At 51.5% G+C, this 23,305-nt stretch carries 24 protein-coding genes; 9 read left to right on the top strand and 15 right to left on the bottom strand.

The window, feature by feature from the left end; genetic code table 11:
* Positions 1–395: 395 nt before the first annotated feature.
* Both JUF22_RS01930 and JUF22_RS01925 read left to right on the top strand, forming a co-directional pair.
* Positions 396–1,280: a LysR family transcriptional regulator gene (locus JUF22_RS01930; RefSeq protein WP_203642751.1), complete on the top strand. Its 885-nt coding sequence runs from the start codon at positions 396–398 to the stop codon at positions 1,278–1,280.
* A gap of 96 nt (positions 1,281–1,376) precedes the next feature.
* The gene (locus tag JUF22_RS01925; RefSeq protein WP_236000681.1) at positions 1,377–2,633 is read left to right on the top strand and encodes an ATP-binding protein; all 1,257 of its coding nucleotides are present in this window, start codon (positions 1,377–1,379) and stop codon (positions 2,631–2,633) included.
* A gap of 91 nt (positions 2,634–2,724) precedes the next feature.
* Here JUF22_RS01925 and abc-f read toward each other — a convergent pair whose 3' ends face one another.
* Positions 2,725–4,224: a ribosomal protection-like ABC-F family protein gene (gene abc-f / locus JUF22_RS01920; protein ID WP_203642750.1), complete on the bottom strand. Its 1,500-nt coding sequence runs from the start codon at positions 4,222–4,224 to the stop codon at positions 2,725–2,727.
* Positions 4,225–4,649: 425 nt separating this feature from the next.
* Here abc-f and JUF22_RS01915 point away from each other — a divergent pair, with 425 nt between their 5' ends.
* Together JUF22_RS01915 and JUF22_RS01910 are read left to right on the top strand one after the other, a co-directional pair.
* The gene (locus JUF22_RS01915; RefSeq protein WP_203642748.1) at positions 4,650–5,267 is read left to right on the top strand and encodes a LysE/ArgO family amino acid transporter; all 618 of its coding nucleotides are present in this window, start codon (positions 4,650–4,652) and stop codon (positions 5,265–5,267) included.
* Positions 5,268–5,364: 97 nt separating this feature from the next.
* Positions 5,365–6,312, top strand: coding sequence for an ADP-ribosylglycohydrolase family protein (locus JUF22_RS01910; RefSeq protein WP_203642746.1), 948 nt, complete (start codon positions 5,365–5,367; stop codon positions 6,310–6,312).
* Between the two features lie 60 nt (positions 6,313–6,372).
* Here the strand turns inward: JUF22_RS01910 and JUF22_RS01905 are convergent, their stop codons facing one another.
* The 7 genes from JUF22_RS01905 to JUF22_RS01875 form a co-directional block, all read right to left on the bottom strand.
* On the bottom strand, positions 6,373–7,077 hold the full coding sequence (locus JUF22_RS01905) for a hypothetical protein (protein WP_203642742.1): 705 nt from the start codon (positions 7,075–7,077) through the stop codon (positions 6,373–6,375).
* Between the two features lie 95 nt (positions 7,078–7,172).
* Complete coding sequence (locus JUF22_RS01900; RefSeq protein ID WP_203642741.1) at positions 7,173–7,742, bottom strand: cadmium resistance transporter; 570 nt, start codon at positions 7,740–7,742, stop codon at positions 7,173–7,175.
* A 176-nt stretch (positions 7,743–7,918) separates the two neighbouring features.
* Complete coding sequence (locus JUF22_RS01895) at positions 7,919–8,428, bottom strand: GtrA family protein (RefSeq protein WP_203638453.1); 510 nt, start codon at positions 8,426–8,428, stop codon at positions 7,919–7,921.
* Positions 8,429–8,591: 163 nt separating this feature from the next.
* Positions 8,592–10,232, bottom strand: a complete 1,641-nt coding sequence (locus JUF22_RS01890) for a peptide ABC transporter substrate-binding protein (RefSeq protein WP_203642740.1) — start codon at positions 10,230–10,232, stop codon at positions 8,592–8,594.
* Between the two features lie 746 nt (positions 10,233–10,978).
* Entirely contained in the window at positions 10,979–11,338 is a 360-nt protein-coding gene (locus tag JUF22_RS01885; RefSeq protein WP_203642738.1) for an MmcQ/YjbR family DNA-binding protein, read from the bottom strand.
* A gap of 148 nt (positions 11,339–11,486) precedes the next feature.
* Positions 11,487–12,329: an SPFH domain-containing protein gene (locus JUF22_RS01880; RefSeq protein ID WP_203642736.1), complete on the bottom strand. Its 843-nt coding sequence runs from the start codon at positions 12,327–12,329 to the stop codon at positions 11,487–11,489.
* A gap of 12 nt (positions 12,330–12,341) precedes the next feature.
* Positions 12,342–12,671 carry a toxin-antitoxin system HicB family antitoxin gene (locus JUF22_RS01875; RefSeq protein ID WP_203642734.1) on the bottom strand — a complete coding sequence of 110 codons (330 nt, stop codon included), beginning with the start codon at positions 12,669–12,671 and terminating at the stop codon, positions 12,342–12,344.
* 117 nt (positions 12,672–12,788) lie between these two features.
* Here JUF22_RS01875 and JUF22_RS01870 point away from each other — a divergent pair, with 117 nt between their 5' ends.
* On the top strand, positions 12,789–13,196 hold the full coding sequence (locus JUF22_RS01870; protein WP_203642732.1) for an AAA family ATPase: 408 nt from the start codon (positions 12,789–12,791) through the stop codon (positions 13,194–13,196).
* 207 nt (positions 13,197–13,403) lie between these two features.
* On the opposite strand, the gene JUF22_RS01865 is transcribed toward JUF22_RS01870, so the two are convergent.
* The 5 genes from JUF22_RS01865 to JUF22_RS01845 form a co-directional block, all read right to left on the bottom strand.
* Positions 13,404–14,123 carry a MucBP domain-containing protein gene (locus JUF22_RS01865; protein ID WP_203642730.1) on the bottom strand — a complete coding sequence of 240 codons (720 nt, stop codon included), beginning with the start codon at positions 14,121–14,123 and terminating at the stop codon, positions 13,404–13,406.
* Between the two features lie 148 nt (positions 14,124–14,271).
* A complete protein-coding gene (locus JUF22_RS01860; protein WP_203638443.1) occupies positions 14,272–15,396 on the bottom strand; it encodes an NAD(P)-dependent alcohol dehydrogenase in 1,125 nt (374 codons plus the stop codon).
* Between the two features lie 235 nt (positions 15,397–15,631).
* Positions 15,632–17,107, bottom strand: a complete 1,476-nt coding sequence (aldA, locus tag JUF22_RS01855; protein WP_203642727.1) for an aldehyde dehydrogenase — start codon at positions 17,105–17,107, stop codon at positions 15,632–15,634.
* A gap of 344 nt (positions 17,108–17,451) precedes the next feature.
* Positions 17,452–18,234 carry an SDR family NAD(P)-dependent oxidoreductase gene (locus JUF22_RS01850; protein WP_203642726.1) on the bottom strand — a complete coding sequence of 261 codons (783 nt, stop codon included), beginning with the start codon at positions 18,232–18,234 and terminating at the stop codon, positions 17,452–17,454.
* A 208-nt stretch (positions 18,235–18,442) separates the two neighbouring features.
* On the bottom strand, positions 18,443–18,766 hold the full coding sequence (locus JUF22_RS01845) for a DMT family transporter (RefSeq protein WP_203642724.1): 324 nt from the start codon (positions 18,764–18,766) through the stop codon (positions 18,443–18,445).
* Between the two features lie 259 nt (positions 18,767–19,025).
* On the opposite strand from JUF22_RS01845, the gene JUF22_RS01840 reads away from it, so the two are divergent.
* The 3 genes from JUF22_RS01840 (at position 19,026) to budA (ending at position 20,798) form a co-directional block, all read left to right on the top strand.
* Positions 19,026–19,298 carry a Mor transcription activator family protein gene (locus JUF22_RS01840; RefSeq protein WP_203638431.1) on the top strand — a complete coding sequence of 91 codons (273 nt, stop codon included), beginning with the start codon at positions 19,026–19,028 and terminating at the stop codon, positions 19,296–19,298.
* A gap of 80 nt (positions 19,299–19,378) precedes the next feature.
* Positions 19,379–19,939, top strand: coding sequence for a nucleotidyltransferase family protein (locus JUF22_RS01835; protein ID WP_203642722.1), 561 nt, complete (start codon positions 19,379–19,381; stop codon positions 19,937–19,939).
* A 145-nt stretch (positions 19,940–20,084) separates the two neighbouring features.
* Complete coding sequence (budA, locus tag JUF22_RS01830) at positions 20,085–20,798, top strand: acetolactate decarboxylase (RefSeq protein ID WP_203642720.1); 714 nt, start codon at positions 20,085–20,087, stop codon at positions 20,796–20,798.
* A 143-nt stretch (positions 20,799–20,941) separates the two neighbouring features.
* Here the strand turns inward: budA and JUF22_RS01825 are convergent, their stop codons facing one another.
* On the bottom strand, positions 20,942–21,445 hold the full coding sequence (locus tag JUF22_RS01825; RefSeq protein WP_203642719.1) for a DUF2798 domain-containing protein: 504 nt from the start codon (positions 21,443–21,445) through the stop codon (positions 20,942–20,944).
* 68 nt (positions 21,446–21,513) lie between these two features.
* On the bottom strand, positions 21,514–21,936 hold the full coding sequence (locus JUF22_RS01820; protein WP_203642718.1) for a hypothetical protein: 423 nt from the start codon (positions 21,934–21,936) through the stop codon (positions 21,514–21,516).
* Positions 21,937–22,213: 277 nt separating this feature from the next.
* On the opposite strand from JUF22_RS01820, the gene JUF22_RS01815 reads away from it, so the two are divergent.
* Positions 22,214–23,227, top strand: a complete 1,014-nt coding sequence (locus tag JUF22_RS01815) for a C40 family peptidase (protein ID WP_203642717.1) — start codon at positions 22,214–22,216, stop codon at positions 23,225–23,227.
* Positions 23,228–23,305: the final 78 nt, after the last annotated feature.

Raw genomic sequence — 23,305 nt, 5'->3', positions numbered from 1 at the left:
TGAGGAGCGGTCTGGAACCTCGACTTTGAGCCAAAGGGCGGTCTCAAAGGTCGTCCCGTGCTCTAGGCAGGCAGAAACTCCTGCCAAGACCACCGACACAGCCGGTCACTTTGATTCGCCTCTGGTCGCTAAGACGGTTCTGGCTCGTTGTCCCTAGTCCTGTGACTGGCAGGGGTTAACTCGTTAGTGTGTATTAGATGTTTGATGATTAGATAGCTAATTCATGATTGCTATCGTGGATTGATTAACTAACGTTGCCGATTTTAAACGTCAATCACTGTTTCAACCTTACAAGTCTTACTATAGTTGGCCAGGCTAGTTATAGTCAAACATAGCAGTTGATATAAAAATAATTTATAATAGGCTTATAAACGCCGACGTTAGGGGGATTTAAAATGAACACAAAGGACTTAGCCTATTTTTCTGACTTGACCCAAACCAAAAACTTTTCCAAAGTGGCGCAAGATTTTGGGGTGACCCAGCCGACCATTACCATGGCCATCAAGCGGTTGGAGGCGGAATTCCAGACCAAATTGGTGCTACGCGACCGGACGCGTAACGATTTGGTCGTGACGGCTAGCGGTGAGCAACTGGCGGTCCATGCGCGGGCAATTCTGGCCGAACTCGACCTGACCCACCAGGAGATTACGCATCTGACGCAGGATCAGACCGTGTTGGGGTTGCCCCCAATCATTGAAAATCACTACTTTCCCCGGGTGGCGGCCCATTTGCAAGCGCAGGGGATGCTGGCCAATCTACAGACGCTGGAAGGTGGGTCGGTATGGTTGCGGCAGGCGTTGCGGGACGGTCAGGCGGACCTAGCATTGCTGGGATCCACGGCACCGCTGAGCTATAAGTCATTAGTGGCCGAGGCGTTTGACCGCCAACCGTTTCGGATTTTTGTGGCGGCGACTCACCCTCTGGCCAAACGGCAGCGCATTTACTTTAGTGAGTTAAAACACGAAAAGTTTGTTCTATTCAATAGTAGTTTTGTCCACAACTCAGCCTTTAACCAGTTCACGCGGCGCAACCATTTTCGGCCGGAGGTAGTCTTCCGGGCCAACGACACCCACGTCATCATGAACTTAGTTGCCCAAAATGTCGGCGTGACCTTCCTCACAGCGATTGGCGCTCAGCACCGTGACGACGTGGTTCAGCTGGAATTGTTGGATGATGCTCAGCCGGAGTTTATTGCCAGCATTGTTTACCGAGACTCTCACGTGTTGACGCCAGCCCAGCAACAAGTGTTGGCGGTATTGCGCACGACGTTGGGAGAATAGGGTGGCAACCCATAGAGTTGTTCACGTCAGATTTCCTGAGACTTCTTTAAGCATACTTGAAGAACTATGGTGAATTCCTATTTTCTTCAAGTATACTTGAAGAAATACGTTGATTTGTTATTTTCTTCAAGTATACTTGAAGAAAATGGATTAGGGGTGACCCACATGGTCGTTCGGCAACTTTACCTGGATCGATTGAAAAAATATCAAGATACGGAATTTGTTAAGGTTATTACCGGTGTTCGTCGATCGGGTAAGACCTTTGTGCTACGGATGTTTCGCGATTACCTGCAAGAAAGCGGGATTGCGTCCAATCAGATTATCTTTATCAATTTTGAATCCATGAAGTATCAGCACATACTCACAAAAGAAGCGTTGTATCAGTATGTCACGGAACACGTGGTTGCTCACCGAAAGATGTATTTGTTTTTCGATGAGGTTCAGCGAGTGGTTGGCTGGGAGGATGCCATCAATAGTTTTCGGGTTGATTTTGATGCAGATATCTATGTTTCTGGGTCAAACGCATCCTTACTCTCAGGTGAACTGGCGACCTTACTGACTGGCCGGATGATTGAGATTCCGATTTACCCCCTATCTTTTAAGGAGTTTTTACAATTCACGCAAAATACCAAGCCACTTGAATTGGCTTTCAATGATTATGTGACAGAGGGCGGATTCCCAGCAGTGGCCTTGGTTGACGATGCTGAGGTCAAACACAGTGTCCTCGATGGCATTTACAGTTCAATCCTGTTACGGGATGTGAACGAGCGAGCCGCGATTAGAAACGATGGCATGCTAACACAGGTGGCAACGTACTTACTCAGTGAAATCGGTAATCCAATCTCTGGTAATAAAATTTCAGGTGTTTTGCAAAATGAGGGATGGAAGGGCAATCCGACTTCAACGTTACGCTATATGGGGTTACTCTGCGATGCCTTCATTTTTTACCCTGCCAAGCGCTATGATCTTCGGGGCAAGAATTATCTGCGTTCGACGGCCAAGTATTATGCGGTTGACACCGGGTTACGGAATGTCACGTTGAATCGTAATTATCGCGATAACTTCGGCCACCAGATTGAAAATATTGTTTACCTGGAGCTGCTACGTCGGGGCTACCGGGTTGATGTCGGTAAATATGATAATCAAGAAATTGATTTCGTCGCGAAACGGGGTAGCGAGGTCGCCTACTATCAGGTGACGATGCAGTTGCCAACAAAGGATAATCGTGAGATTGGCAATCTACAGGCTTTGGATGACAACTATCCCAAGACACTGATTACAGCCAATCGGATGGATGTGGGTGAAGTGGCAGGCATTCCGATTGTCCATATCGTGGATTGGCTATTGAATTAGGTCATGCTGGTTGCTAGCGAAGTCGGCAGCGGTAAAAATAAGAGCAAGCGAAAAAACGTCCGGGAGAAGTACAACTCCGGGGCGTTTTCTGCTAGTTAAATTTAGGTTTTAATTCAATCACCTGCGTCGCCACGTCCGTCACAAACTGTTGGTCGTGCTCCACGAATAATAGCGTGGGACTGGCCGTGGTTACCAGAGTGGTCAGCTGCTCCTGATTGAAGACATCAAGATAGTTGAGCGGCTCATCCCAAATGAACAGGTTGGCCGGCGTGATCAGCGATTGGGCGAGCTCAACCTTTTTCTGTTGGCCCATGCTCATTTGCTCGATGGGGGTGTGGAAAACATCGCGTGGCAAGCCCAGCTTCTTGAGGGTGTTCAACAAGGCGTTGCGGTCCAGGTGGTGGGCCGTGGCAAATGCCGTCAGTGAGCCGTGATTGTCCGCTGAAAGTTGCCGGGTCAGGCTCAAGGACAGCTGCGGTTTCAGCTCGGCAACGCCGGTATGGGTCCCGGTAAAGGTCCCCCGCAGATAGTGCAGGAAGGAAGATTTGCCGCTACCGTTGGGGCCGATGATGGCAAGCCGGTCACCCTGTTCGAGGTCAAACGAGATGGGCTGAAATAGCTGGCGGTCGCCGTACCACAACGAGAAGTCGGCGACGTGGAGGAGTGGCTGGTAATGGGTCGGGACGGGCGTCAGGGTGAGGGGCGCCACGTGCTCAATGTTTTGGCGGAGCCCTTCGGTGGCCTTAAGTTCCCGGTCACGGCGGCGTTCAAGGTTGCGGGCCCGTTTCATCATTTTCGCGGGGAGGGTACTACTGCCGACGGCGCCCCAGCCGCTATTTTTCTCGTGAGGATTGCCATGGGCGCGGCTTTCGGTGATTTTGGCCCAGTTGGTGCGGTCAATCGCGACGTGTTGTAAGCGGTCGGCTTCTTTTTTCAAACGCGCATCGCGTTCCTCTTCGAAGGCGTCGCGGCGCTGTTTCTGCTCCTCGTAAACGGCGAAGTTGCCGTGGTAGAGAATGACCTGCTGGCGTTCGATGGCTAGTGTGTGGTCGGTCACCTGATTGAGAAAGTGTCGGTCATGGCTGACGACGATGAACCCCTGGCGCTTGCTCCGCAGGTAGGCGGCGACCCGTTGGCGACTGGGCAGGTCGAGGTGATTGGTGGGCTCATCGATCAGTGGGTAGGCCTGGTCGTCGGCAAATAAAATGGCGAGGAGCGCCTTGGTTTGTTCCCCACCCGAGAGTGAGGCAAAGGGTTGTGTGAGCCGTTCGGGGTCCAGGTCGAGCTGGCGGAGCTCACGTTCAAGCTGCCAATCAGCGACCGGCGAAATGGCCTGGAGGACGGCAGTGGCCGACTGGCGAGGGTCAGCGACGGTTGCGGGGAAATACACATAGTGCTGGTTGCCAGTAATGTTACCCTGGTAGGGCAGGCGTCCCCGCAACAGGTTAAACAACGTGGTCTTTCCCCGGCCGTTGCGGCCGACTAAGCCCAGTTTCCATTGGGATTCTAACGTTAACTCAACTTGATCAAAGAGTAAGCTGGCATTCGTATCAAAGCCGAAGGTCAGGTGGTGTAAGGCAATTTTTGGCATATAACGGGACTTCCCATCTAGGTTGACTAAGGGTCTTCAGTAATGGGGTGTTAGATGCTGCATTCTTCACATTAATCGCATTCTTTCTCGGTTTAGATGGTTCCGCTGGCGGCTAGAAAGAAGCGGCTAACGGAACGCTTAAATGAATTTTAGATTAGAAAACGATTAAAATCAAGCAAAAACGGTTAAATTGGCTGCTGTCAGTTGAATTCACTGGGAAACTAGAAGTCGTGATAATTGGGAAGAAAATTGTGAAAGATAACATAATTGCCGGGATTGGTCCGAAGGCATGGTCAACAACTATTTAACCCTCAGATAATTCTAGTTTTTCTTTAATTTTCACAGAAGGTTTGTTATGCTTGTCGAATACTGGAAAAATCTCGGGGCAACTAGCGGCATAGGGCCTAGAGGGAAAGTGGGTTCATATGTCAGCAATCTATTTACGCGGCCTCCTGTTGAGTCTGGCCTTGGTATCCTCCATCGGGATGCAAAATTTATTCGTCTTTAACAATGCCATCAACCAGCCACTAAAGCGGGCCTGGCCCGTCACGTTAATGGTCTGGTTTGCCGATACGGCACTGACTCTGGCCGGTTTCTTCGGCATGGGTGCGATCATCAGTGCCCACGAAATGTTTAAGCTGATTATCATGTTTCTGGGTGGATTACTGGTCATCTGGATTGGGTTTGGCATCTTGCGGTCGGCAGCGAGCTTTAAGTTAGAGAGCTCCAATACACCGTTGCCGATGAAAAAGTCCTTGATCAACGCGTGGGTCGTGACCTGGGCCAATCCGCAAGCCATTATCGATACCAGTCTGATGTTCGGGGCGATGCGTGGGTCGTTGAGCAACACGCAAGTCACGCCATTCATCTCGGGCGTGGTTTCAGCCACGGCCATCTGGTTCTTCGGTATCACACTGATTTTGGGACTCCTGAAGGAACGCCTACCACAACGTTTCCTGATGTGGGTCAACATTATTTCCGGGGTCGTCGTGATGCTTTACGGGGCCTACTTGTTGTATCAAGTTGTTCTGATGGTGATTTAGAATTTAGTGAACGGTCCTGAGACTAGGGGCCGTTTTTGTTTACCCTTTGTAAGGTGTAGATTAGAGGAAGAACAGTTCGCCTAAAAGGGAGGAGCCCATGAAAAAAACAGAAATTTTAAATAGTCTGCGGGTTGCGGCCGTTGCCGATGCTTTAGGGGTCCCGGCAGAAATGAAAAAGCGTGGTCAGTATCATTTACTGGGCATGACCGGTGAAGGGACCTGGTCGCAACCGATGGGGAGTTGGTCCGATGATACGTCGATGACCCTGTGCTTAATTCAAAATATTTTGGAACAGGGGACTGCTGATGACCTGCTAAACAAGTTTGAACGTTACATGATGTTTGGTGAATGGACCCCGCGGGGGATGACTTTTGATGTGGGCCGTACCTGTGCCCATGCCGTTCGCCAACATGCCATTAATCACGTGCCTGCAGTTCAGTGTGGGGATGCATCAGAAAACGCCAATGGTAATGGGGCGTTGATGCGGATCGCCCCGTTGGCATTTACGCTTGTGAGACAACCAATCGATGCGCGTATTCGTCAGTCAATTGCCATGACCACCGTCACGCACGGCCATCCGCGAGCAGTCGTTGGCAGCGTCATCTATTTGGAAATCCTTCACGAACTATTGCAAGGACACACGTTACCAACCGCACTAAAGACAGTGCAGGCACGAGTGCTGACGGTGTTTGCTGCCGAACCGGTAATGGCACAGGAACTGGCGGCCTACCAGCGATTGTTTGCGAGCGGCTTTGGCCAGCTACCGGTTTCCGCGATCAAAACATCGGGTTACGTGGTGGATACCCTAGAGGCAGCGGTCTGGGTGGCCTTGAATTACCAGGATTTGCGGACCGGGCTGTTGGCTGCGGTCAATCTGGGTGGGGACGTGGATACGATTGCGACGGTGGCGGGCTCGCTCATGTCAGTCGCGCACCCGGACCAACCGGTACCAGCGGACTGGTGGCAAGTTACGTTGAATCATGAGCTGTTGGACAAACTGATGGTGCCCTTTGCGGCTGAATTTGGCGACTGGTGGGCAAATTAAAATCCCTACTTAACGACGATTGATTGCCGTTAAGTAGGGATTCTTTTAGTTATTTTAAAATTAATCTTTCGGTCGAAACGGGACCACATTATCCCCCGCACCGCCGTCGTCCGGGTCGTCGGCCGACATGTCATCGAAGACTGATTGCATGAAATTATCGAATTCAGCTGGTGTATCCGGCACGTCTTCTGCCGCGTACTCATCGGTAGCGAGCTTGGTAAATAACTGATGGTGCCGGGCGTAGGCAAAGATACTGTGGAGCGCCTTGATGTCGGCGGGATAAGCATAGAGGGCAAAGGTCAGGTTGGCCTCATCGAGAAAATACTTGAAGTCGCGCTTGCCCATGGCCAGCTTGGTGGCCTGATAGGCGTCGTTCATGATAATGCCCATCATGGTGTTCTTAAGCGTCAGGTAAACAACGTCCTCGTTGCCAGCTACGTCGACCAAATCGGCGAACGCAATATCATGCGTTTCACGCTGGCCCGTCCGCAGGTTTTTACCGGAGAGGGTCACGTGGGTGGTCGCTGGTTTTTTTCGAGGAGCTGGGCTCTCCGGTGTCTGTTTAAGGGCCAGTGCCATGAATGCATGGAAGGCCTTGTCATCGGTCAGGTTGAGCTTGTCGCGCATCTCGTTGATCAGGAGTCCGAGCGCCGTGCTGTAGGCAGCGGGGTCTTTGATAGTCTGCGTTGCCACAGCGGCCTTGACCCAGGGCTCGCCGTCCGGACCGATACCTAATGTGAAGAGTGGTGCACCTTCGTCGTCCATGTTTTCCTCCCATAAAAACGCATTTAGTCCCTCAATTATAACGTAATTCGCCGAGATGGTGGGACGTAACCGCAAAAATGTTCCATGTGAAACAGCTAAAGCAAAATGGCGAGGCCCACGCAAATGAACAGGAGTGGTGACAGCCAGGCGCCGAATCGCGCGAAGAAGTGACTAGCAGCGGGCGACTGGGCGACCCGGTGACTCACAATCAGCCAGAGACCAATCAGCGTTAGGAAAATGACTAGGACGCCACCGAATTCAGGATGGTTGAGCCGCGTAAAGTAGGGGATGTAGATGCTAAGGTTGTCGCCACCGTTGCCGATAGTCAGCGACCAGACCAGTGGTAGGCTGACCACCCGGGTTAGGGCTGGTGGTAAGCCAGTTGTGTGACGGGCGTGCCACCAGCGCCACAGACCGGTAATCCCTAAAGTCAGGGGAACGACCCCCAACCAGTGCGTCCATTCGGCTAGGTTGTAGTGTAAGACGCCCCGGCTAGCTAGCCAGGCGACCAGAATCAGGGTGAGAATCCCCAAATATTGGCCAAGAATAATGTGGTGTCGTTGACGCGGTGTCTCCGCTGCCAACCACAGTAGGAGCAGGACGACCAGGTCGTCGGTGTCGGTAACCAAGAAGATACCAATGGCAGTTAAGGTGAAGACTAGCATGATGGTGGGCTCCTCAGTGTTGTAGAATTAAGTCCATTGTACGCTTAGTCTGGCGTGAATGGGTTCTTTAACGGGAGAATATGTAAACCTAGTTAATTTAGAACAGGTAGACCATGAAAAAAGGTGGTTCATTCCAGATAAACCGGAATGAACCACCTTTGCGTATAAGCATAAATTTAATCAGCCGGAGCGGGTTGGTTCTTGAACACAAGCTTCTTAGATAGGAAGAAGTTCAAAACCAAAGCAATCGCGTGGCCGATGACCTTGGTCATAGTCCCGTTGGCGTTCAACCAAGAGATCCCCATGAACAGGATGACGGTTTCCAACAGGAACGTGGCGATTCGGGTCATGTAGAACGTGCCCATTTCCCGCATTGGCTTATCGGACTTGTGTTTGAAGACAAATGTCCGGTCTAACCAGAAGGAACATTGGACACTGATCAGCCAGTCGATGAAGTTGGCTAATTGATAGCCAATGCCCATCGTGTGGTAGAACAGGTAGAACAACGTGATGTTGATGACAACAGAGATAGCCCCAAATAACAGGTAACGAGCGGCTTGGCCTTGGACCTTGTCCTCGACTTGTTTGAGTTGCGCAGCGTATTCGTTTTCCGTTTCGGTTAACTCAGCTTCGTACTCTTCTTGCGAGGCCGGGTAGTGATCGTGACGTAAGGGTTGACTTTCCATAGATTCCGGAACCTTTCTGTGACGTTTCACTTAGCTGGGTGAAACCGTCGTGAAAATCCCCTGGCCCCACCTGAGTTATGAAAACGTGTAATTGTAGTTACTAGCTCAATTATACCGTATTTGGCCGGCACTGCAATGGTAATACCCTAGCAATTTCAAATGGTTAATCAGTGACGTAGGCGTGTTGGTAATCGGGACTTCCGTTGAACTTGTTATAAACGACCCCCTTGATTTTGGGGTTGACCAGCGTGTTGGTCCGCGCTTCGTAAAGTGGGGTCACGGCTTGGTCGCGCAGGGCGGTCCGGGCCGCCGTTAACAGGTCCTGGTACCGAGCAGTCGGCTTTAGCGCATCGACACCTTCGGACTTGGTCAGCGCCTGATCATAGGTCTTGTTGCTGTAGTGGCCCATGTTGGAGTTGTTCGTCGAGGATAGAATCTGCAGGGATTGAATCGGGTCGGCGTTGTCCATGCTCCAGCCGGTCAGGTTGAGCTCGAAGTTCCCCTTGGAAACGTTGCTTAGCATGGATGGAAATGGCATTGCGGACACGTTGACCTTGAGACCCAGCGTGCTGCTGACGGTGCTCTGGATAAATTCGGCGACGTTCTTGGTGGTATCATCATCGCCGCAGGTAATCGTGACGGTCAACTGCTTCTTGCCCAACTGTTTCAGCGCTTTTTGGTAAAGCTGTTTGGCCAGGGTTGGGTTGTCATCGGCGGTGTTCTTCACGTAGGCGTCGGTGGTAAAGTCCTTCCCCGTCTTGGCGTTGGTCATCATGTGGTGAATGGCAAACGTTTTGGCTGGTTGTGAGCCGTTCTTCAAGACCTTGTCCGCGAGTTGTTGGCGGTTGATGGCCAGGGAGATGGCGCGCCGCAGGTCCTGGTTGGCGGCAATCTTGTTCTGTTCATTGTATTGGATGAAGCCGATACGGCCAGCGGCCAATGACTTCAGGTCCGGATTGTGTTTGTTTTGCGTGGTTTGTTCACCGTCGAGGGTGACCGCGTCCAGTCGCTTGGACTGGTACAGGTTGTAGGCCGTCGAGCTGGTCTTAATGACCTGGTATTTAATACTGCTGAGCTTGACGGTCTTGGCAGCGACGTAGGTTGGATTCTTCTTTAAGTTCCAGCTGTCACTGGTCCCGTTCCAGTTCTTCAGGACGAAGGGCCCGTTGTAAACGGTCGTGGCCGCGGATGAACCGTATTTCTTCCCGTATTTCTGGACGGCCTTTTGGTTCAGGGGATAGTAGGTGGTGCTAGCCAGCATCTGCTTGAAGTAGGATGCCGGCCGGCTGAGGGTGATCTTCAGTTGGTAGGGACCCACGGCCTTAACGCCCAACGTTGCGGGGGATTTCTTCCCAGCCGCAATGGCACTGGCGTTTTTGATATTCGCAAATTGATAGGTGAACTCTGACTTAGACTTGGGATCTAGCGTCCGCTTCCAGGAGTAAACGAAGTCCTGGGCCGTGACCGGGTCGCCGTTGCTCCACTTGGCGTTGTGCCGTAAGTTAATGGTGTAATGGTGGCCGCTATCACTGACGGTCGTCTTGGTTGCCAGGGCATTTTGCGCCTCGCTGTCGGCGTTCAGACGGTACAGGCCTTCGCCAACTTGGCTGAGTGTATTGCTGGAGACACTGTCGGTGATCTTGGCAACGTCGAGGCTGGAAATGGTGGCCGTTTCGTACAGGTTCAGGTGTTGGGCGACCTTCTTAGTGGATTGCGAGTGACCGGTCACGGCGAAGACGCCGGCGCCGATTAGAATAATGCCGCCGCAAAGGGCGAGTGCTTTCTTGTGTTGTGCTAAACTCATAATTTTTTCCTCCAGAATAATTGAATTTGTCGGTTAGAAAGAATAATGAGCGTTGCCATCGTTTGAACATAGGTGAATCCCCCTCGGAAAAAGTGTAGACAAAAAACCGTCCTCAACAGCCAATGCGTTAAGGACGGTTTTAACCGCGGTGCCACCTTAATTAGACGGGTCCCGAAAAAGAGACCGCGCCCCTCTTCACAGGAAACTAACATTTCCCTGACAACTGACGTATGTCGCACGTCTTCCCGTACTGCAAAATGGTTCGGGGAAGCCCTCGGTGGTCCATTTAACTACCTGCGTTCGGCCGTACTCTCAGCAACGACGGCTCTCTTTACGTGCACGATAATCTTGATCTCCACCTCAATGGTTTGTTTCGGACGATTTATTGAATTGAGGCTAGTGTACCCCTGGAAAAAAGTGGTGTCAACCGGTAATTTTAAATTGGCGAGCTGCAGCGCCTTACCGGGCGAGAAAAACGGACTGGAACGCGAGGGGAGGGCGGCCCAAGCCTGAGGAGCGGTCTTGGACCTCGTTTTGAGCCGAAAATCACGTCTCAAAATCGCCATTTATTCGTGCGTTCGTTTCCGAAAGCACTAATAAATCCCACGGCTGAGTCCGTTTTTCTCGCCCTCACGCCTCATATTGGTTGGGGTCCCGGTTGTCCCCACTTATTTCGGGTGACGTTTTGTGTGGACACTTGATTTGCAATAATTAATAATCAAAATATGGTTAATTGTTATTAATAACTAATTTTTAATAACAGCTTGATAACTACCATCCAGCAACTGAAATAGAGTAGCCGCATCCGTTTCCTGATTCAGTACGATGGATAACCAGTGTTCCTTGTTCATGTGGTAGGCGGGGAGGTAGCCCGGCTTGCTGCGGAGAATACTGCCAAGCTCGGGGTCGACCTTGACGTCTAGCACATCGACCTCTTCCTTGCCTGTTAGGCCGAGTTTCTTCTTGGGCACATTCATCACTAACCCGAACCATTTACCCTGACGATTCTTGAGGATGGCATATTTCGGGTAGGAGCTGAAGGTGTATTCAGGCGTGACGCCGTAATTATCTTCTGTATAGGTGAAAATGTCTTTGCGGGTGACCATGATTACATAACCTTTCTATGTAGAAGTTCTGTCTTTATTCTACGCGTAATCTAAAAGATTGTTTGTGGATTGTTTTGGATGCTAGAATCGTAAAATCAGCCTCTCACCAACGCAGTATTGCGTTTCGTGAAAAGCTGATTTTTAGGTTCTATTTCTTAACCGGTGCAGCTGACGGTGTTGCCAGTCCGGTCTTCAAAGCCGCGCCAATGGCGGGAATCTGCCCCAGGTCGGCAACGTGATCACTTGGAACGACGACCACGTTAGCCGGTGAGTTAGCCAGGTCACTGAAAGCCGAAATCGATTGGTTTTCGAAGAATTCCTTCGTCGCTGAGCCCAGACTGGAGTTCACCGTGTCAATCCGATACTTTTCAGCGTCGGCACGGGTCCGGGTGGCGGTGGCTTGGGCCGTCGCGGTGGCCATTAAGGCATCGTTCTTGGCCTTGGTGGTCAATTCGATGGACTTGGCTTCCCCTTCAGCCTTAGCGATAGCGGCGATTCGTTCCCGGTCGGCCGTCAATTGCTTGTCCATGGCGGATTGAATCGCCTTGGATGGCGTTAATTCGTCAATGTTGGTCCGATCAACGTTGATGCCATAGGTGTCGGTCAAATCCCCGATGGCCGTAGCTAGTTCCTGGTTGATCTTAGCCGTGGAACCTAGCGCTTGGTTCAGGTCCATCCGCCCAATGATATCCCGCAAGTGGCCCCGCACCAGTTGTGCCATGGATTCCACGGAGTCCGTGTTTTCGTACTGGTATTTCACGGCGTTGGTGACGTGATAGTTCAGCGTCAGGCTGGCCGAGACGTCGGCGTTATCCTTGGTGATAACTGAATAGTTAGGCAAAGCCAGTGGTGACATTGCCAGACTGACGGTGCGAATCTTCTGGATACCCGGCAGGTAAAAATGAATTCCGGGCAAGACGGTGTGCTTGTATTTTCCCAGCGTCTCGACTAATCCTTCATTATTTTGACGAACAATTCTAATCCCAAACATGTCCAATTCCCCCTAGATTTTTTTCAACGTTAAAATATTCCCGTGACTCTCGATGACCGTGTAGTTGGCGTCCTTGTCCGGCTTCTCCGGGGCCTCCAGCAGATACCGATAGTAAATGCCGGCGACCAGAACAAGTCCGGATTTGACGTCCAGTTCTTTCCCGGCAATGGCGCGGCCAATCAACTGCCGCTGTTCCCAGTTCCCCGCTGGGGCCGCGCGCGAAAGGACCTGCGCGATGTAGGCGTTGATGCTCCGACCATCAGCGTCCGCCGCGTCTGCCACCCGTTTGAATAGGCTTTCATCTAGCCGTAATAGAAAACGCTTCTGAGCTTCTTTTGCCATGATAACGCCCTCCTGATGATAGCTTAATGATATCACGATGATATCATTTTTACCAGTCCCCTGAACGGTTAAAGTGGTGAATGTTCAAATTAAAGCGTTGAGGTTGCCGGTGGTATAATGACTAAAACTGAGCTGAAGGGGGTGGAACGCGTGACCAAACTGGTGGTGTTGCGTGGAAATTCTGGGTCCGGCAAAACGACGACGGCGCGGCAGTTACAGCGCGTTCTGGGGCCGACAGCCCTGTTGATCAGTCAAGATGTGGTCCGGCGTAAAATTTTGCACGCCCCGGATACGGTAGGGACGCCAGCCATCGCGGTCATGGCCGAGTTGGTTGCCTGGGGCCGGGCACGGGGATTTGCCGTGATTATTTTAGAAGGCATCCTGAAGCGTTCGGTGTATGGCGAATTTCTGCGGGATCTCAAGCAGGCGTGGGGGCCTGCCATAATCGGTTATTTTGACGTGACCTTTGCGACAACGGTGAAACGCAACCAGACCAAGGCCCGATCGTTTATCGGGCACAGCTAACGCAGTGGTGGCTGGGGCGGGACTTACTGGGCAGTGAAGCTGTTTGTTTTGATGAGAGTAGTACGGTGGCGGAGCAGTGCCAGCGGCTTTTTCAGGAAATTGCCGGGCCGGAGAATCGATAATTATGATCCATACGAAAGGCGCCTGAGACAAAATCTCAGGCGCCTTTGATGTCCGAATTTATTTAGCACGGCCAACTGTAATCGGCTACTTAATCTTAGCAGTCACCAATTTTCCCCGGTCGTTAACAACCACCAATTCATTCATCGTAGAATGTTTGGTCGCCACAGCCTTGAAGGTAATGCCACCCTTGGGGGTCAGGGTGGTGGTGTAGATGTTGCCATTTCGCGGATCCTTGAAGCGAGTGGTGGTCCCGAAACGGTAGCGGTAGGACTTCAGACCAGAGCCGTGATTCGTATCGTTGCGCGTGGAAAAGGTGACGTCATAGTACGGTTTGGCAAAGTTAGGCCGTTCCATCACGACCTCCACGCAATCCTGCAGGTTCCGGTCAAACAATCCGATGCGGTGGTCGGCCGTGACGTCTAGCATGAGGTCGGCGCCGTGCTTGAATTCGTGTTGGATTTCAGAATAGTCCCAATAGGTGTAGGTGACGTGGGTCACGTGGCGCTTGAACGTTCCGGCGGTGTTCTTCGAGTGGCCGGCGAGAACCATATAGCCTTCCTGATTCAAGAGGTCCTTGGCCTTGGTCTGGTAGTGCGTACCAATTCGTCCCGTTAAGGTCTGGCTACTCCACAAATCATTCGGGGGATGGCCCTTTTTCCCGTACACATATTGCACGACCACTTTTCCATAATTCTTGGGTAGTTTCCCCTGGTGGTTTTCAGTGGCCGTTTGACTAAATGCACCGCCGCCAACAATCCCAATCACGATAAAAATTCCTAACAGACTCAACCATTTTTTCAACATCATGTGCGCTCCCCGTGGATGGACTTTAAACTAAGCTTACCACTAATTAAGGGGACAAACTTTTAAATGTGAGTAAACAATTGCGAGCACATAAAAACCGGACTACCTCACAGGATAGCCCGGTTTTATTAACGAGAATTAAGTCTGATTATTTACCAGGAACGTAGCTGTCATCAATGACCAGAACTGGCTTGATGGTCTTCCCGGAAACGGAATCAGCGTTGGCTTCGTTGATTTGACTGAACTTGTAGAACTTTTCAGTCTTGTCGAAGTCGAACATGCCCAGCTTGTAGAATTCAATCAAACGAGGGATGTCGATCTGTGGAACGGAGTCGCCCATGTTAACACCGATGACGCTCTTGTCGTTGACACAGAGGTCGTTCCAAGTGTCGAGGTCGATGTGTTGGTCGGTAACGGCGATGGCAGCGGAGACCCCACCTTGTGCTAAGGCTTGGATGGAGTTGGAGATGACGCTGGAAACACCGGTCGTGTCGACCGCGTAGTTGACACCGAAGCCGCCAGTCAAGTCTTGAACAGCCTTGACCACGTCGTCAACCTTCTTGCTGTTGATGACGTCGGTGGCGCCGAGTTCCTTGGCTAAGTCCAAACGAGAGTCGACGATGTCAATGGCAATAACTTTGGTGCAACCAGAGATGCGGCCGGCCATCATGGCAGCCAACCCAACGGCCCCAGTCCCAAAGACAGCGATGGTGTCGCCAGGCTTTGGCTTCAAGGTGTTGAGGACAGTCCCGGAACCAGTGACGTAGCCACAACCCAGCGGTCCGAGCTTCCGTAAGTCAAGGTCCTTGTCGACCTTAACGGCGTTCCGTTCCCGAACGACCGTGGTCGAGGTGAAGGAACTTTGGTCGAACATGTCAGCGACATCGTGGCCGTTTTCGGTGAAGTGCGCGGTCCCGTCAGGACGAACCCCAGACAGGTTGTTCGCGGCGTAGTTTTCACACTGCGTTGGCATCCCCGCCAGACAGCTCTTGCAGTTCCCACAACCGTAGAAACTTAAGACAACGTGGTCGCCAGGCTTGAATTGGGTAACTTCTGGCCCAACCTTTTCAACGATCCCGGAACCTTCGTGGCCCAAGACGATGGGGTAGTCAATGGTGGCGACCCCGGTACGTAAAGCTTCGTCGGAGTGGCAGATTCCACTGGCAACCATGTGGACTTGGATATCGTCCGCACCCATGTCAGCTAGTTCAACGTCATCACGAATTTCAAAATCAGCATTTTGCTTATCAACAACTGCAGCTTGAATCTTCATAATTGGCACCTCGTTTTAAAAGTAATTTACACTTGATAATTATGTCACAATGAGTCCAAAAAGCAAGCGCTTTCATGAAAACGCTACTTTTAGGCTAAGCCTAACAACTGCTTGCTAGGACTGCGGTCACGGTCCTGAAGGGGGACTGACCCCAGATTTGAAAAATGGTAACGCTTTATTCACAATCACAGAAAAAAGATAATTCGAAAGGGAATTATCTTCTTTCATGGTTAATCTAAGCTTGCGTCTTTTCTGGGTGACCCTGCAGGTAGATGACGTGGGTGTTCAGGAATTCTTCAATCCCGTGCTTCCCGTCGTCGCCGCCGATACCGGATTCCTTCCAGCCGGAGTGGGAGCCGTTCATGGCTTCGAAGTTGAAACGGTTGATATAGGTTTCGCCGTCTTCGAGCTCGTTAGCTGCCCGCATGGCGTTCTCAATGTTTTCGGTGAAGATGGAAGAGGTCAGGCCAAAGTCGCTGTCGTTGGCCATGTCGATGGCGTCGTCCAAGGTCTTAAAGGTCAAGACTGGCAGAACGGGACCAAAGATTTCGTCTTGCACGATTTCAGAGTCCTGCTTGACGTTGGTAATGACGGTTGGTTCGTAGTAGAAGCCATTGGCGATTTTAACCTTGTGGCCACCAGTTTCCAGCTTGCCGCCGGCTTCAACGGCCCGGTCGACCATGCCGGCAACCTTGTCGAGGGCGCCTTGGTTGATCAGGGGACCCATGCCGATGTCTTCGTTCTTCATGGGATCGCCCACGGTAACGGCGGCCATCTTGTCAGCCAATTTCTTGGTAAATTCAGCCGCAACGTCCTCTTGCACGTAGACCCGTTCACAGTTGTTGCAGAGCTGACCGTTGTTGTCGACCCGAGAGTCGATGATGGATTGCACGGCGAGGTCGATGTCGGCGTCCTTGCAGACGATAGCGGGCGCCTTGCCACCTAATTCCAAGGAAACCTTAGCCATATGGGTGGCAGCAGCCTCCATGACACGCTTCCCGGAGTTCACGGACCCGGTCAAACTGATGATCCCAACCTTCTTGTTCCGGGACATTTCGTCGCCAATGACCGAGCCGGGACCGGTGATGATGTTGACAACACCCTTAGGAATCCCAACCTTTTCAACGATCTTGGCAAATTCCAAGCCTAAGTTAGGCGTATCGGTACTTGGCTTCATGACGATGGTGTTCCCGGTAACCAAGGCTGGCCCCATCTTCCGCGCAATCAGGAAGAATGGGAAGTTCCAAGGCAAGATGCCGGCAGCCACCCCGATAGGCTGCTTGGCAATCATGATATTTTCATTCGCGTTGTCGGACTGCAGAATCTCGCCTTCGTAGGTCCGTGATGCGCTGGCCATGTAGTCGAAGTAGTCGGCGGAGAACATAATTTCCGTGGTGGCTAACGCCTTGACCTTGCCTTGTTCCTCTTGGAGCATGGCAATCAGGTGGGCAGAGTCCTTACGAACCTCAGTAGCGACGTCGTGCAGGTACTGGCCCCGGGTTGCGGCGGGCACTTTCTTCCAGGACTTTTGGGCTTCATAGGCGGCGTCGATGGCTTCCCGGCATTCGTCTAAAGTTGCACTCGGAACCGTGGAAATGGGCTCCCCAGTGGCTGGGTTTAACACGGTGATCAGATTGCCGGATGACGAATCCTTAAACTCACCGTTGATATACATTTGATAGTGTTTCAAAGCAACTGAACTCTTGGACATAACAATAAGACTCCCTTCAACATCGTCAAGATAAACTGACTTGACCCCAAATTGATGCCGAGGTGATGACTCGCACCTGACCCAGTAGGTAATTAACTGGCTAGGTAATTTTCTGTGGTGTAGAGGTTATCCCTCAACTCTGTTATACCGCGTTTTGATTGTTAATGTGATTATTTTCACAAATAATCCATTTCGGTAGCGGTGGCGATGCTGGCAACCCAGTCGGCGCGTAGGGGCGGGCGGTTCGGTCGGTGACCTTATCAAGTCCTAGAACATTCGGGACTTGATAAGAAAAACGAGCAACTGCGGCAGGGTAGCCACAGTTGCTCGAACGATTACGTGAATTAGTCTGCCAGAAATTCCGGATGCTGCTGCAGAAAGGCGTTAACGCCGGGATGTTCCTGGAGAAAGGTTTGGAGGCGGTCGGGATCGTTCATGACCGCTTTAAGTGCGGAAAACTCAGACTCATTTTGTTCTCCCGCGGGATAGCGCAGTTCAATCTGGTTCCGGTCGGCCACGGCCTGAAGGTAGGCCTGGGCCACGTTGGCCGGTTGCATGGCGTCACTGGTCCCGGAGATACCCTGGATGGTGATGAGGCCCACGTAAACGGCGGTGTCGGCCAGTTCGTCGGCCAAGGAATACGCGTAGCTACGCAGGGCGGCCTTGGTCAGGGACAGCGTGGTGGTTGCCTTAACCGGGTTCAGGGCTGCGCCACCCCCGGTAATCAAAATGTTGCGGGGAATATCGGTATCGGCCAAATCCAAAAACTGTCGCGTCGTGCGAATCGCGCCAAGCACGTTAACGTCAAAGGCCTGGGCGATGTGGGTGGCGGGTGTGTCCCGCGGTCGGTCCAACTGGGTGTCGGCCACGTTGTAAACGAAGGTCTCGGGGACGCCAAAGTGTTGGACGACCTGCCGAAAGAGGTCGGCGGTCGATTGTGAATTGGTGGCGTCGGCCACAAGCCAGTCGGCACTGATGTCGGCGGCACGTAGCTGAGCGGTCATGTGCTGGAGGGCGTCCTCGTGGCGCGCGGCCAAGACCACATGCTTACCTTGTTGCCCAAACGCCTGCGCGATGGCGAAACCGAACCCTGAACCTGCACCTAAGATGACGACCGTTTTTGTCATAGTGAAGCCTCCAATTCCGTAAATGGCCACGGGACAGTACCCGTGACATGAGCCGCTGTCAGAAACACAACGTAGAATCAGTATACGCTTGACCACAGCGGAATAGCCATTAATTCACCTTATAAATATACTTATGACAAAACCAATTTTGTGCAGGTGGTTGCCGCCCATAGTCGAGCAGTTTGCGCGCGTTACCGCCTAGCCAAGTTCAGTGACTGGGGCCATAAAGGTTGAGCACGACGACGCCAACCACAACCAGGGTAATGCCAAGAATGCTGGCGAAGTTGATGGGCTCACGCCAGAGGATGACGGCAAGCACGGTGGTGATGACGATCCCGATGCCGGCCCAGATGGCGTAGGCGACGTTCAGGTCGATACTTTTCATGGCTAACGATAGGAAGAAAAAGCAGATGCCATATGCCATCAGTGCGCCCACCGACGGCCAAAAACGGGTGAAGCCGGCCGCCGCCTTGAGTAAATTGGTCCCAATGAGTTCCCCGATAATTGCGGTGCCTAGGTAAACATATGACATCCGCTCACCCCCATATTTTCAATGACTTCTTGGCCATTAGCTTAGCAGGTTCGCGGGGGAAGGGGCGAAGAAAGTTTGCTATTTGTAATTTGAGTGGGCAAACGGGGCTGGTGGGCGATAGGGGGAGTTGTTTGCGGACTGAATATGGAATAAAATATGGAATAATACCTTAGTAGTATAAAGCTAAACACAGTTTTTTCGGCCGTACACTTTTGGTACGCTATAAAGGCAAAAAACATTATAATGAGGAGAATGCTCAATGGGAATGCGGGTTGATTTACTACAGGAATCATACGCCCAACTCTATGAGTTAGTGGGTGAAGAGTTAACCGAGAAGATCTATGAAATGTACCGGGGCCGGCAAATTTCATTTCCGATGCGCCTTTACAACCGCGACAAGGTCGCCGAACAAATCGTTGAGGAATACGACGGTCACAACTTGGCTGAGTTAACCAAAAAATATGAATACTCGCAGCGCTGGATTCGCCAGATCATTCAAAAGCATCGCGAAGAACATGGCGAGGAGAAATAGAAAAAGACGTTTGGACTTGGGCCCAAGCGTCTTTTTTGGCGGTATACTGGGTTAAACAACACTCACAGGAGGTCCCACCAATGACACCCGAATCCCAAGTCCAAGCCATCATCACCGCCAACCTAGAACTCATGCAGATTCTACGGCTTATCCGCGACTGTCACCTCAAGCAAGGGGCGTTGGCAGCGGGGAGTATTCGCAATACGGTCTGGCAATCGTTGAGTGGACAACCGTTTCAGCTGCTTAGCGACATTGACGTCGTTTTCTTTGATCCTGAGCGGCCGGCCAGCGATGATTTGAAAATTTACGAACACCTGACCCAGCTGGCGCCGCAGTATCAGTGGCAGGTGAAAAATGAAGTCTACATGGCCCATTATAATTTCAGTGATACGCCCGAGTTCACGTCCGTGGCCGATGCCATTGGTCATTTCGTTGAGGTGCCCACCTGTGTTGGCGCCTACCTGGACGGGGATGCGGTCAACCTGATTGCACCCCATGGCGTGGACGACCTGGTCAATCTGCGGTGTCGCCCGATTCCCTTTTACCAGCAGGATGCCGAGCACCTCGCAATTTATCAGCAGCGAATGGCGGCCAAACAGTGGCAACGAACCTGGCCGCGGTTACAGGTTGCGAAACGCTAGTAACATCGCCAGAATAAATCTGACATGACCTGATTTTAAGCCTATTCGTTTAACCGCGAATGGGCTTTTTTGCTAGGCATGCCCCTTGCAATCCCCACCACGCGCGGTATCGTAGAGGCAAAGCACTGTGAAAGGAAGCACACTCATGAAAGATACAACGACACTTTACCAACACGGCACGTTGGCTTTGCTGGTGCCCGGACTGTTAGCCGGCACTCTGACCATGGCCGAGCTCTTGCGGCATGGCGACACGGGTATTGGGACTGGGGAAGGTCTCGATGGCGAGCTGATTATTCTGGATGGTCATCCATACCAGGTTAACGCGCAAGGCGAAGTCCATGAGGTGGCGGGCGACTTCACGCTGCCCTTTGCCAACAGTCACTACGCCGACTACCAACCATTGATGACGGTACTGGGCGCCAGTCAGGCCGACCTCAACCAGCAGATTCGCGCACTGGCGCAGCTGGACAACGCCTTCTTCTCCGTTAAAATTACGGGACTGTTCACCGCCATCCGAACGCGAGCCGTTGCTAAATCCGAGCCGCCGTATCAAACGTTGGCCCAGGCCGCGCAGCAACAACAAATTTTCTCGCGCGGTGAGGTCGAGGGGACATTGATTGGCTACTACGCGCCACAACTCTACGATGGCATTGCGGTTGCCGGGTTTCACAAGCACTTCCTGGCGGCTGACCACAGCTTTGGCGGCCATTTACTGGACTTTGAAAGTGTCACGGGTGAGGTGGCCGTTCAGCCCTTTAGCACGCTGGCCCAGCACTTGCCGATTGCGGACGCCGCCTACCGCCAACATGACTTTAGTGGTGACGATATCGTCGGGGATGTTCGGCGGGCGGAACACTGAATTCAGAATACTTAATATGGAAACTAAAAGCAGTGCCAACCGCAAAAAATTCCGGTTGGCACTGCTTAGTTTTTCGTTGGCGTGGGACCGCGAAAAAAGAAAAACGTCGCCACTACTTGTTGGTAGCGGCGACGTTTAGTTAGTTAATCTTCGACTGATTTGGTTTCTAAGACTTCGGCTGGGGCAGTCCGCTTCTGCACGGCACCCAGGATAGCGCGGGCGATTGGCCCAACAATCAACAGCTGCAATGGCAGGGCCATGAACAGGTTGAAAATCCAAGTGTGCAGGTAAGTGAGGAAGAAGTTGCTACCGAAGTTTTGGGTAACGACCATCCCGAACAGAGACATCAGGGTGACCATGCCGGCAACCATCATCACTGAGATGGTGAGGGCGATACGAATCTGTTTCTTTTTCATGTAATCGTTAACGATAAAGTGGAAAAAGATATATTTGACGCCGGGGCCGATAATCCCCAGGTCGCAAATGGCGGCGACGATAAGGGCCAGCGGGTAGCCGGTCAGGACTTCACGGATGAAGTGGTGTGAAAATCCGTCGGCTAAGGCGATGTTGTAGCCAGCCATGACCAAGACCATGAGTCCCGCCATAACGGCTGTGAAAAGTAATTCTTCTTTGAAATTTTTAGGCATTGTGTTGCTCCTCGTTTAAATTTCCCACGAGACGCTAGCTTACCATATATTTTTTGTTTGTGTAAGGATTATTTATGGAATGAGACATATTTATGAACCGTACCTATTTCGTCGATACCCTTAACCGAAACGTGTTTTCCGTTCTTTTTTACGTGAATGGTAGTACTAAAATTACCACCGTTTTTGCCAGAATTCGTAGAGATGCCCTTGATTAAATAAGTATTTTTACTAGATTTAATCAGATGCGCTTTAGCGATTCCCAAGTCAAGACCTTGCCATTGGTTACTAATTTTATAGGAAAACGTTTCGTAAATAAAATGGCTTTTAACATGTAATTGCCGGCGATACGTGGCAGTGCCCTTAGTCTTCCAGGTTCCACGAAGTGATTTAGGTATCGGTTTATAAGCCGCCTGAGCTGAAATACCAGGCATGCCTGCCTCAACAGTCGCAATGATTAAACCGGCTGCCATTAATTTCGTGATTTTCCGCATAAGATCATCCTCCTAGAGTCGCTGGCGAACCCGTCGGCGGCTTTTTAAATTGATATAAGTTGGTCGCCCATAATCGTTCATCACCTTGGAGGCGATACAACCTGAGCTAACTCGAGTTTACCGGAACTAAATGGACGTTACCAATCAGTCTGCCCGTGCATTCCCACCTGATTTCTGCAAGGTAAACCGCATTACCCCGAAACCCGAATATTTAGTAGGATTACCCTGTATTCATCGTTTCATAACTAAATAGTTAACCATTCAGGAGGGATTCACAGTGCATAAAGTGAAGTACATATTGAGCGGCTTCTTCGCGCTCGGCTTGATGGTCACGGGATTTGCGGCCCAACCAGTTACAGCCCAAGCCAGCAACACGGCGGACAAAGTCGTTTACAACAAGGTTTATAACAAGACCAAGACGTTGTATCACACCAAATACGGCTTCTACAAGAAGATGTACAAGACGGGGATGAAGAAATCCGCTTCGGCTAAATACGAGTACAAGCACCATTTCAAGGTTAGCCGGATTGCTAAGAACGGTCACGGGGTCTTCTACAAGACTAACCGGGGGTGGATTCGCCAAGATGCCTTTTACAAATGGGTTCGTTATTCCAACAAAATGGATTACACCATGAAGGTCAACAAGAAACACATTTTGCTCTACAATAAGCCTAAGGGACTGAAGGGCGCCAAAGTGACTGGGAGTACCAGCACCAAGAACCTCGTCGGCCACTGGTACCACGTGGATAAGCGGGTCGAATTGAACACCACGCCATCCAAGTCCGGCTACTACCGGATCAACGTTGGCGACAAGAATTACTGGATTCGCGCCAAGTACATGACCATGGACCAAAAGGCCCTCAAGGGGAACATCAAGAAGGTTGAAAAGGCCATCAAGACGGGTTCCGCACTGGTGGGTCAGTCCAAGTACCTGTGGGGCGGCGGCCGGACCAGCTCCAGCATCGCAGCTCGTCGGTTTGACTGCTCATCCTTTATTCACTGGATCTACGCCAAGTCAGGCGTGCGCTTAGGACCAACGTCCAGTTGCACGACCTACACGCTGATTCACATGGGCCGGAAGATTAAGCCAAAGGACATGAAGCGTGGGGACATCTTCTTCTTCAACGACAAGGCTGAAGGGCCTAACTGTCACGTTGCCATTTACTTGGGCAACAAGGTCTTTCTTCACGACTCACCAAGCTCAGATACTGGTGGTGTCGGGATTTCTAGCTTAAACGATAGCCACTGGAAGAGCCGGTTCAACGGTAGCGTTCGCCGGTTGGTGGGTTAAACTGAATATGTGTTAGTGAAAGTCGTCGCCGGTTGGTGGCGGCTTTTTTCGTACTGAGAGGCAATCTAAGGCGCTCAG

The organism is Levilactobacillus lanxiensis, assembly GCF_016861655.1.
GTDB classification, from domain to species: domain Bacteria; phylum Bacillota; class Bacilli; order Lactobacillales; family Lactobacillaceae; genus Levilactobacillus; species Levilactobacillus lanxiensis.
Note: the sequence above shows the minus strand (reverse complement) of the source record. Positions and strands in the feature narration are given on the sequence as shown.

Excerpts from the sequence above, each read along its gene's own strand:
- abc-f (WP_203642750.1), bottom strand. The coding sequence starts at position 4,224 with ATGCCAAAAATTGCCTTACACCACCTGACCTTCGGCTTTGATACGAAT.
- JUF22_RS01905 (WP_203642742.1), bottom strand. The coding sequence starts at position 7,077 with ATGGACGACGAAGGTGCACCACTCTTCACATTAGGTATCGGTCCGGAC.
- JUF22_RS01890 (WP_203642740.1), bottom strand. The coding sequence starts at position 10,232 with ATGAGTTTAGCACAACACAAGAAAGCACTCGCCCTTTGCGGCGGCATT.
- JUF22_RS01820 (WP_203642718.1), bottom strand. The coding sequence starts at position 21,936 with ATGCGGAAAATCACGAAATTAATGGCAGCCGGTTTAATCATTGCGACT.
- JUF22_RS01845 (WP_203642724.1), bottom strand. The coding sequence starts at position 18,766 with ATGTCATATGTTTACCTAGGCACCGCAATTATCGGGGAACTCATTGGG.
- JUF22_RS01870 (WP_203642732.1), top strand. The coding sequence starts at position 12,789 with ATGACTAAAACTGAGCTGAAGGGGGTGGAACGCGTGACCAAACTGGTG.
- JUF22_RS01875 (WP_203642734.1), bottom strand. The coding sequence starts at position 12,671 with ATGGCAAAAGAAGCTCAGAAGCGTTTTCTATTACGGCTAGATGAAAGC.
- JUF22_RS01910 (WP_203642746.1), top strand. The coding sequence starts at position 5,365 with ATGAAAAAAACAGAAATTTTAAATAGTCTGCGGGTTGCGGCCGTTGCC.
- budA (WP_203642720.1), top strand. The coding sequence starts at position 20,085 with ATGAAAGATACAACGACACTTTACCAACACGGCACGTTGGCTTTGCTG.
- JUF22_RS01860 (WP_203638443.1), bottom strand. The coding sequence starts at position 15,396 with ATGAAGATTCAAGCTGCAGTTGTTGATAAGCAAAATGCTGATTTTGAA.
- JUF22_RS01915 (WP_203642748.1), top strand. The coding sequence starts at position 4,650 with ATGTCAGCAATCTATTTACGCGGCCTCCTGTTGAGTCTGGCCTTGGTA.
- JUF22_RS01850 (WP_203642726.1), bottom strand. The coding sequence starts at position 18,234 with ATGACAAAAACGGTCGTCATCTTAGGTGCAGGTTCAGGGTTCGGTTTC.
- JUF22_RS01930 (WP_203642751.1), top strand. The coding sequence starts at position 396 with ATGAACACAAAGGACTTAGCCTATTTTTCTGACTTGACCCAAACCAAA.
- JUF22_RS01895 (WP_203638453.1), bottom strand. The coding sequence starts at position 8,428 with ATGGAAAGTCAACCCTTACGTCACGATCACTACCCGGCCTCGCAAGAA.
- JUF22_RS01825 (WP_203642719.1), bottom strand. The coding sequence starts at position 21,445 with ATGCCTAAAAATTTCAAAGAAGAATTACTTTTCACAGCCGTTATGGCG.
- JUF22_RS01835 (WP_203642722.1), top strand. The coding sequence starts at position 19,379 with ATGACACCCGAATCCCAAGTCCAAGCCATCATCACCGCCAACCTAGAA.
- JUF22_RS01900 (WP_203642741.1), bottom strand. The coding sequence starts at position 7,742 with ATGCTAGTCTTCACCTTAACTGCCATTGGTATCTTCTTGGTTACCGAC.
- JUF22_RS01880 (WP_203642736.1), bottom strand. The coding sequence starts at position 12,329 with ATGTTTGGGATTAGAATTGTTCGTCAAAATAATGAAGGATTAGTCGAG.
- JUF22_RS01865 (WP_203642730.1), bottom strand. The coding sequence starts at position 14,123 with ATGTTGAAAAAATGGTTGAGTCTGTTAGGAATTTTTATCGTGATTGGG.
- aldA (WP_203642727.1), bottom strand. The coding sequence starts at position 17,107 with ATGTCCAAGAGTTCAGTTGCTTTGAAACACTATCAAATGTATATCAAC.
- JUF22_RS01885 (WP_203642738.1), bottom strand. The coding sequence starts at position 11,338 with ATGGTCACCCGCAAAGACATTTTCACCTATACAGAAGATAATTACGGC.
- JUF22_RS01840 (WP_203638431.1), top strand. The coding sequence starts at position 19,026 with ATGGGAATGCGGGTTGATTTACTACAGGAATCATACGCCCAACTCTAT.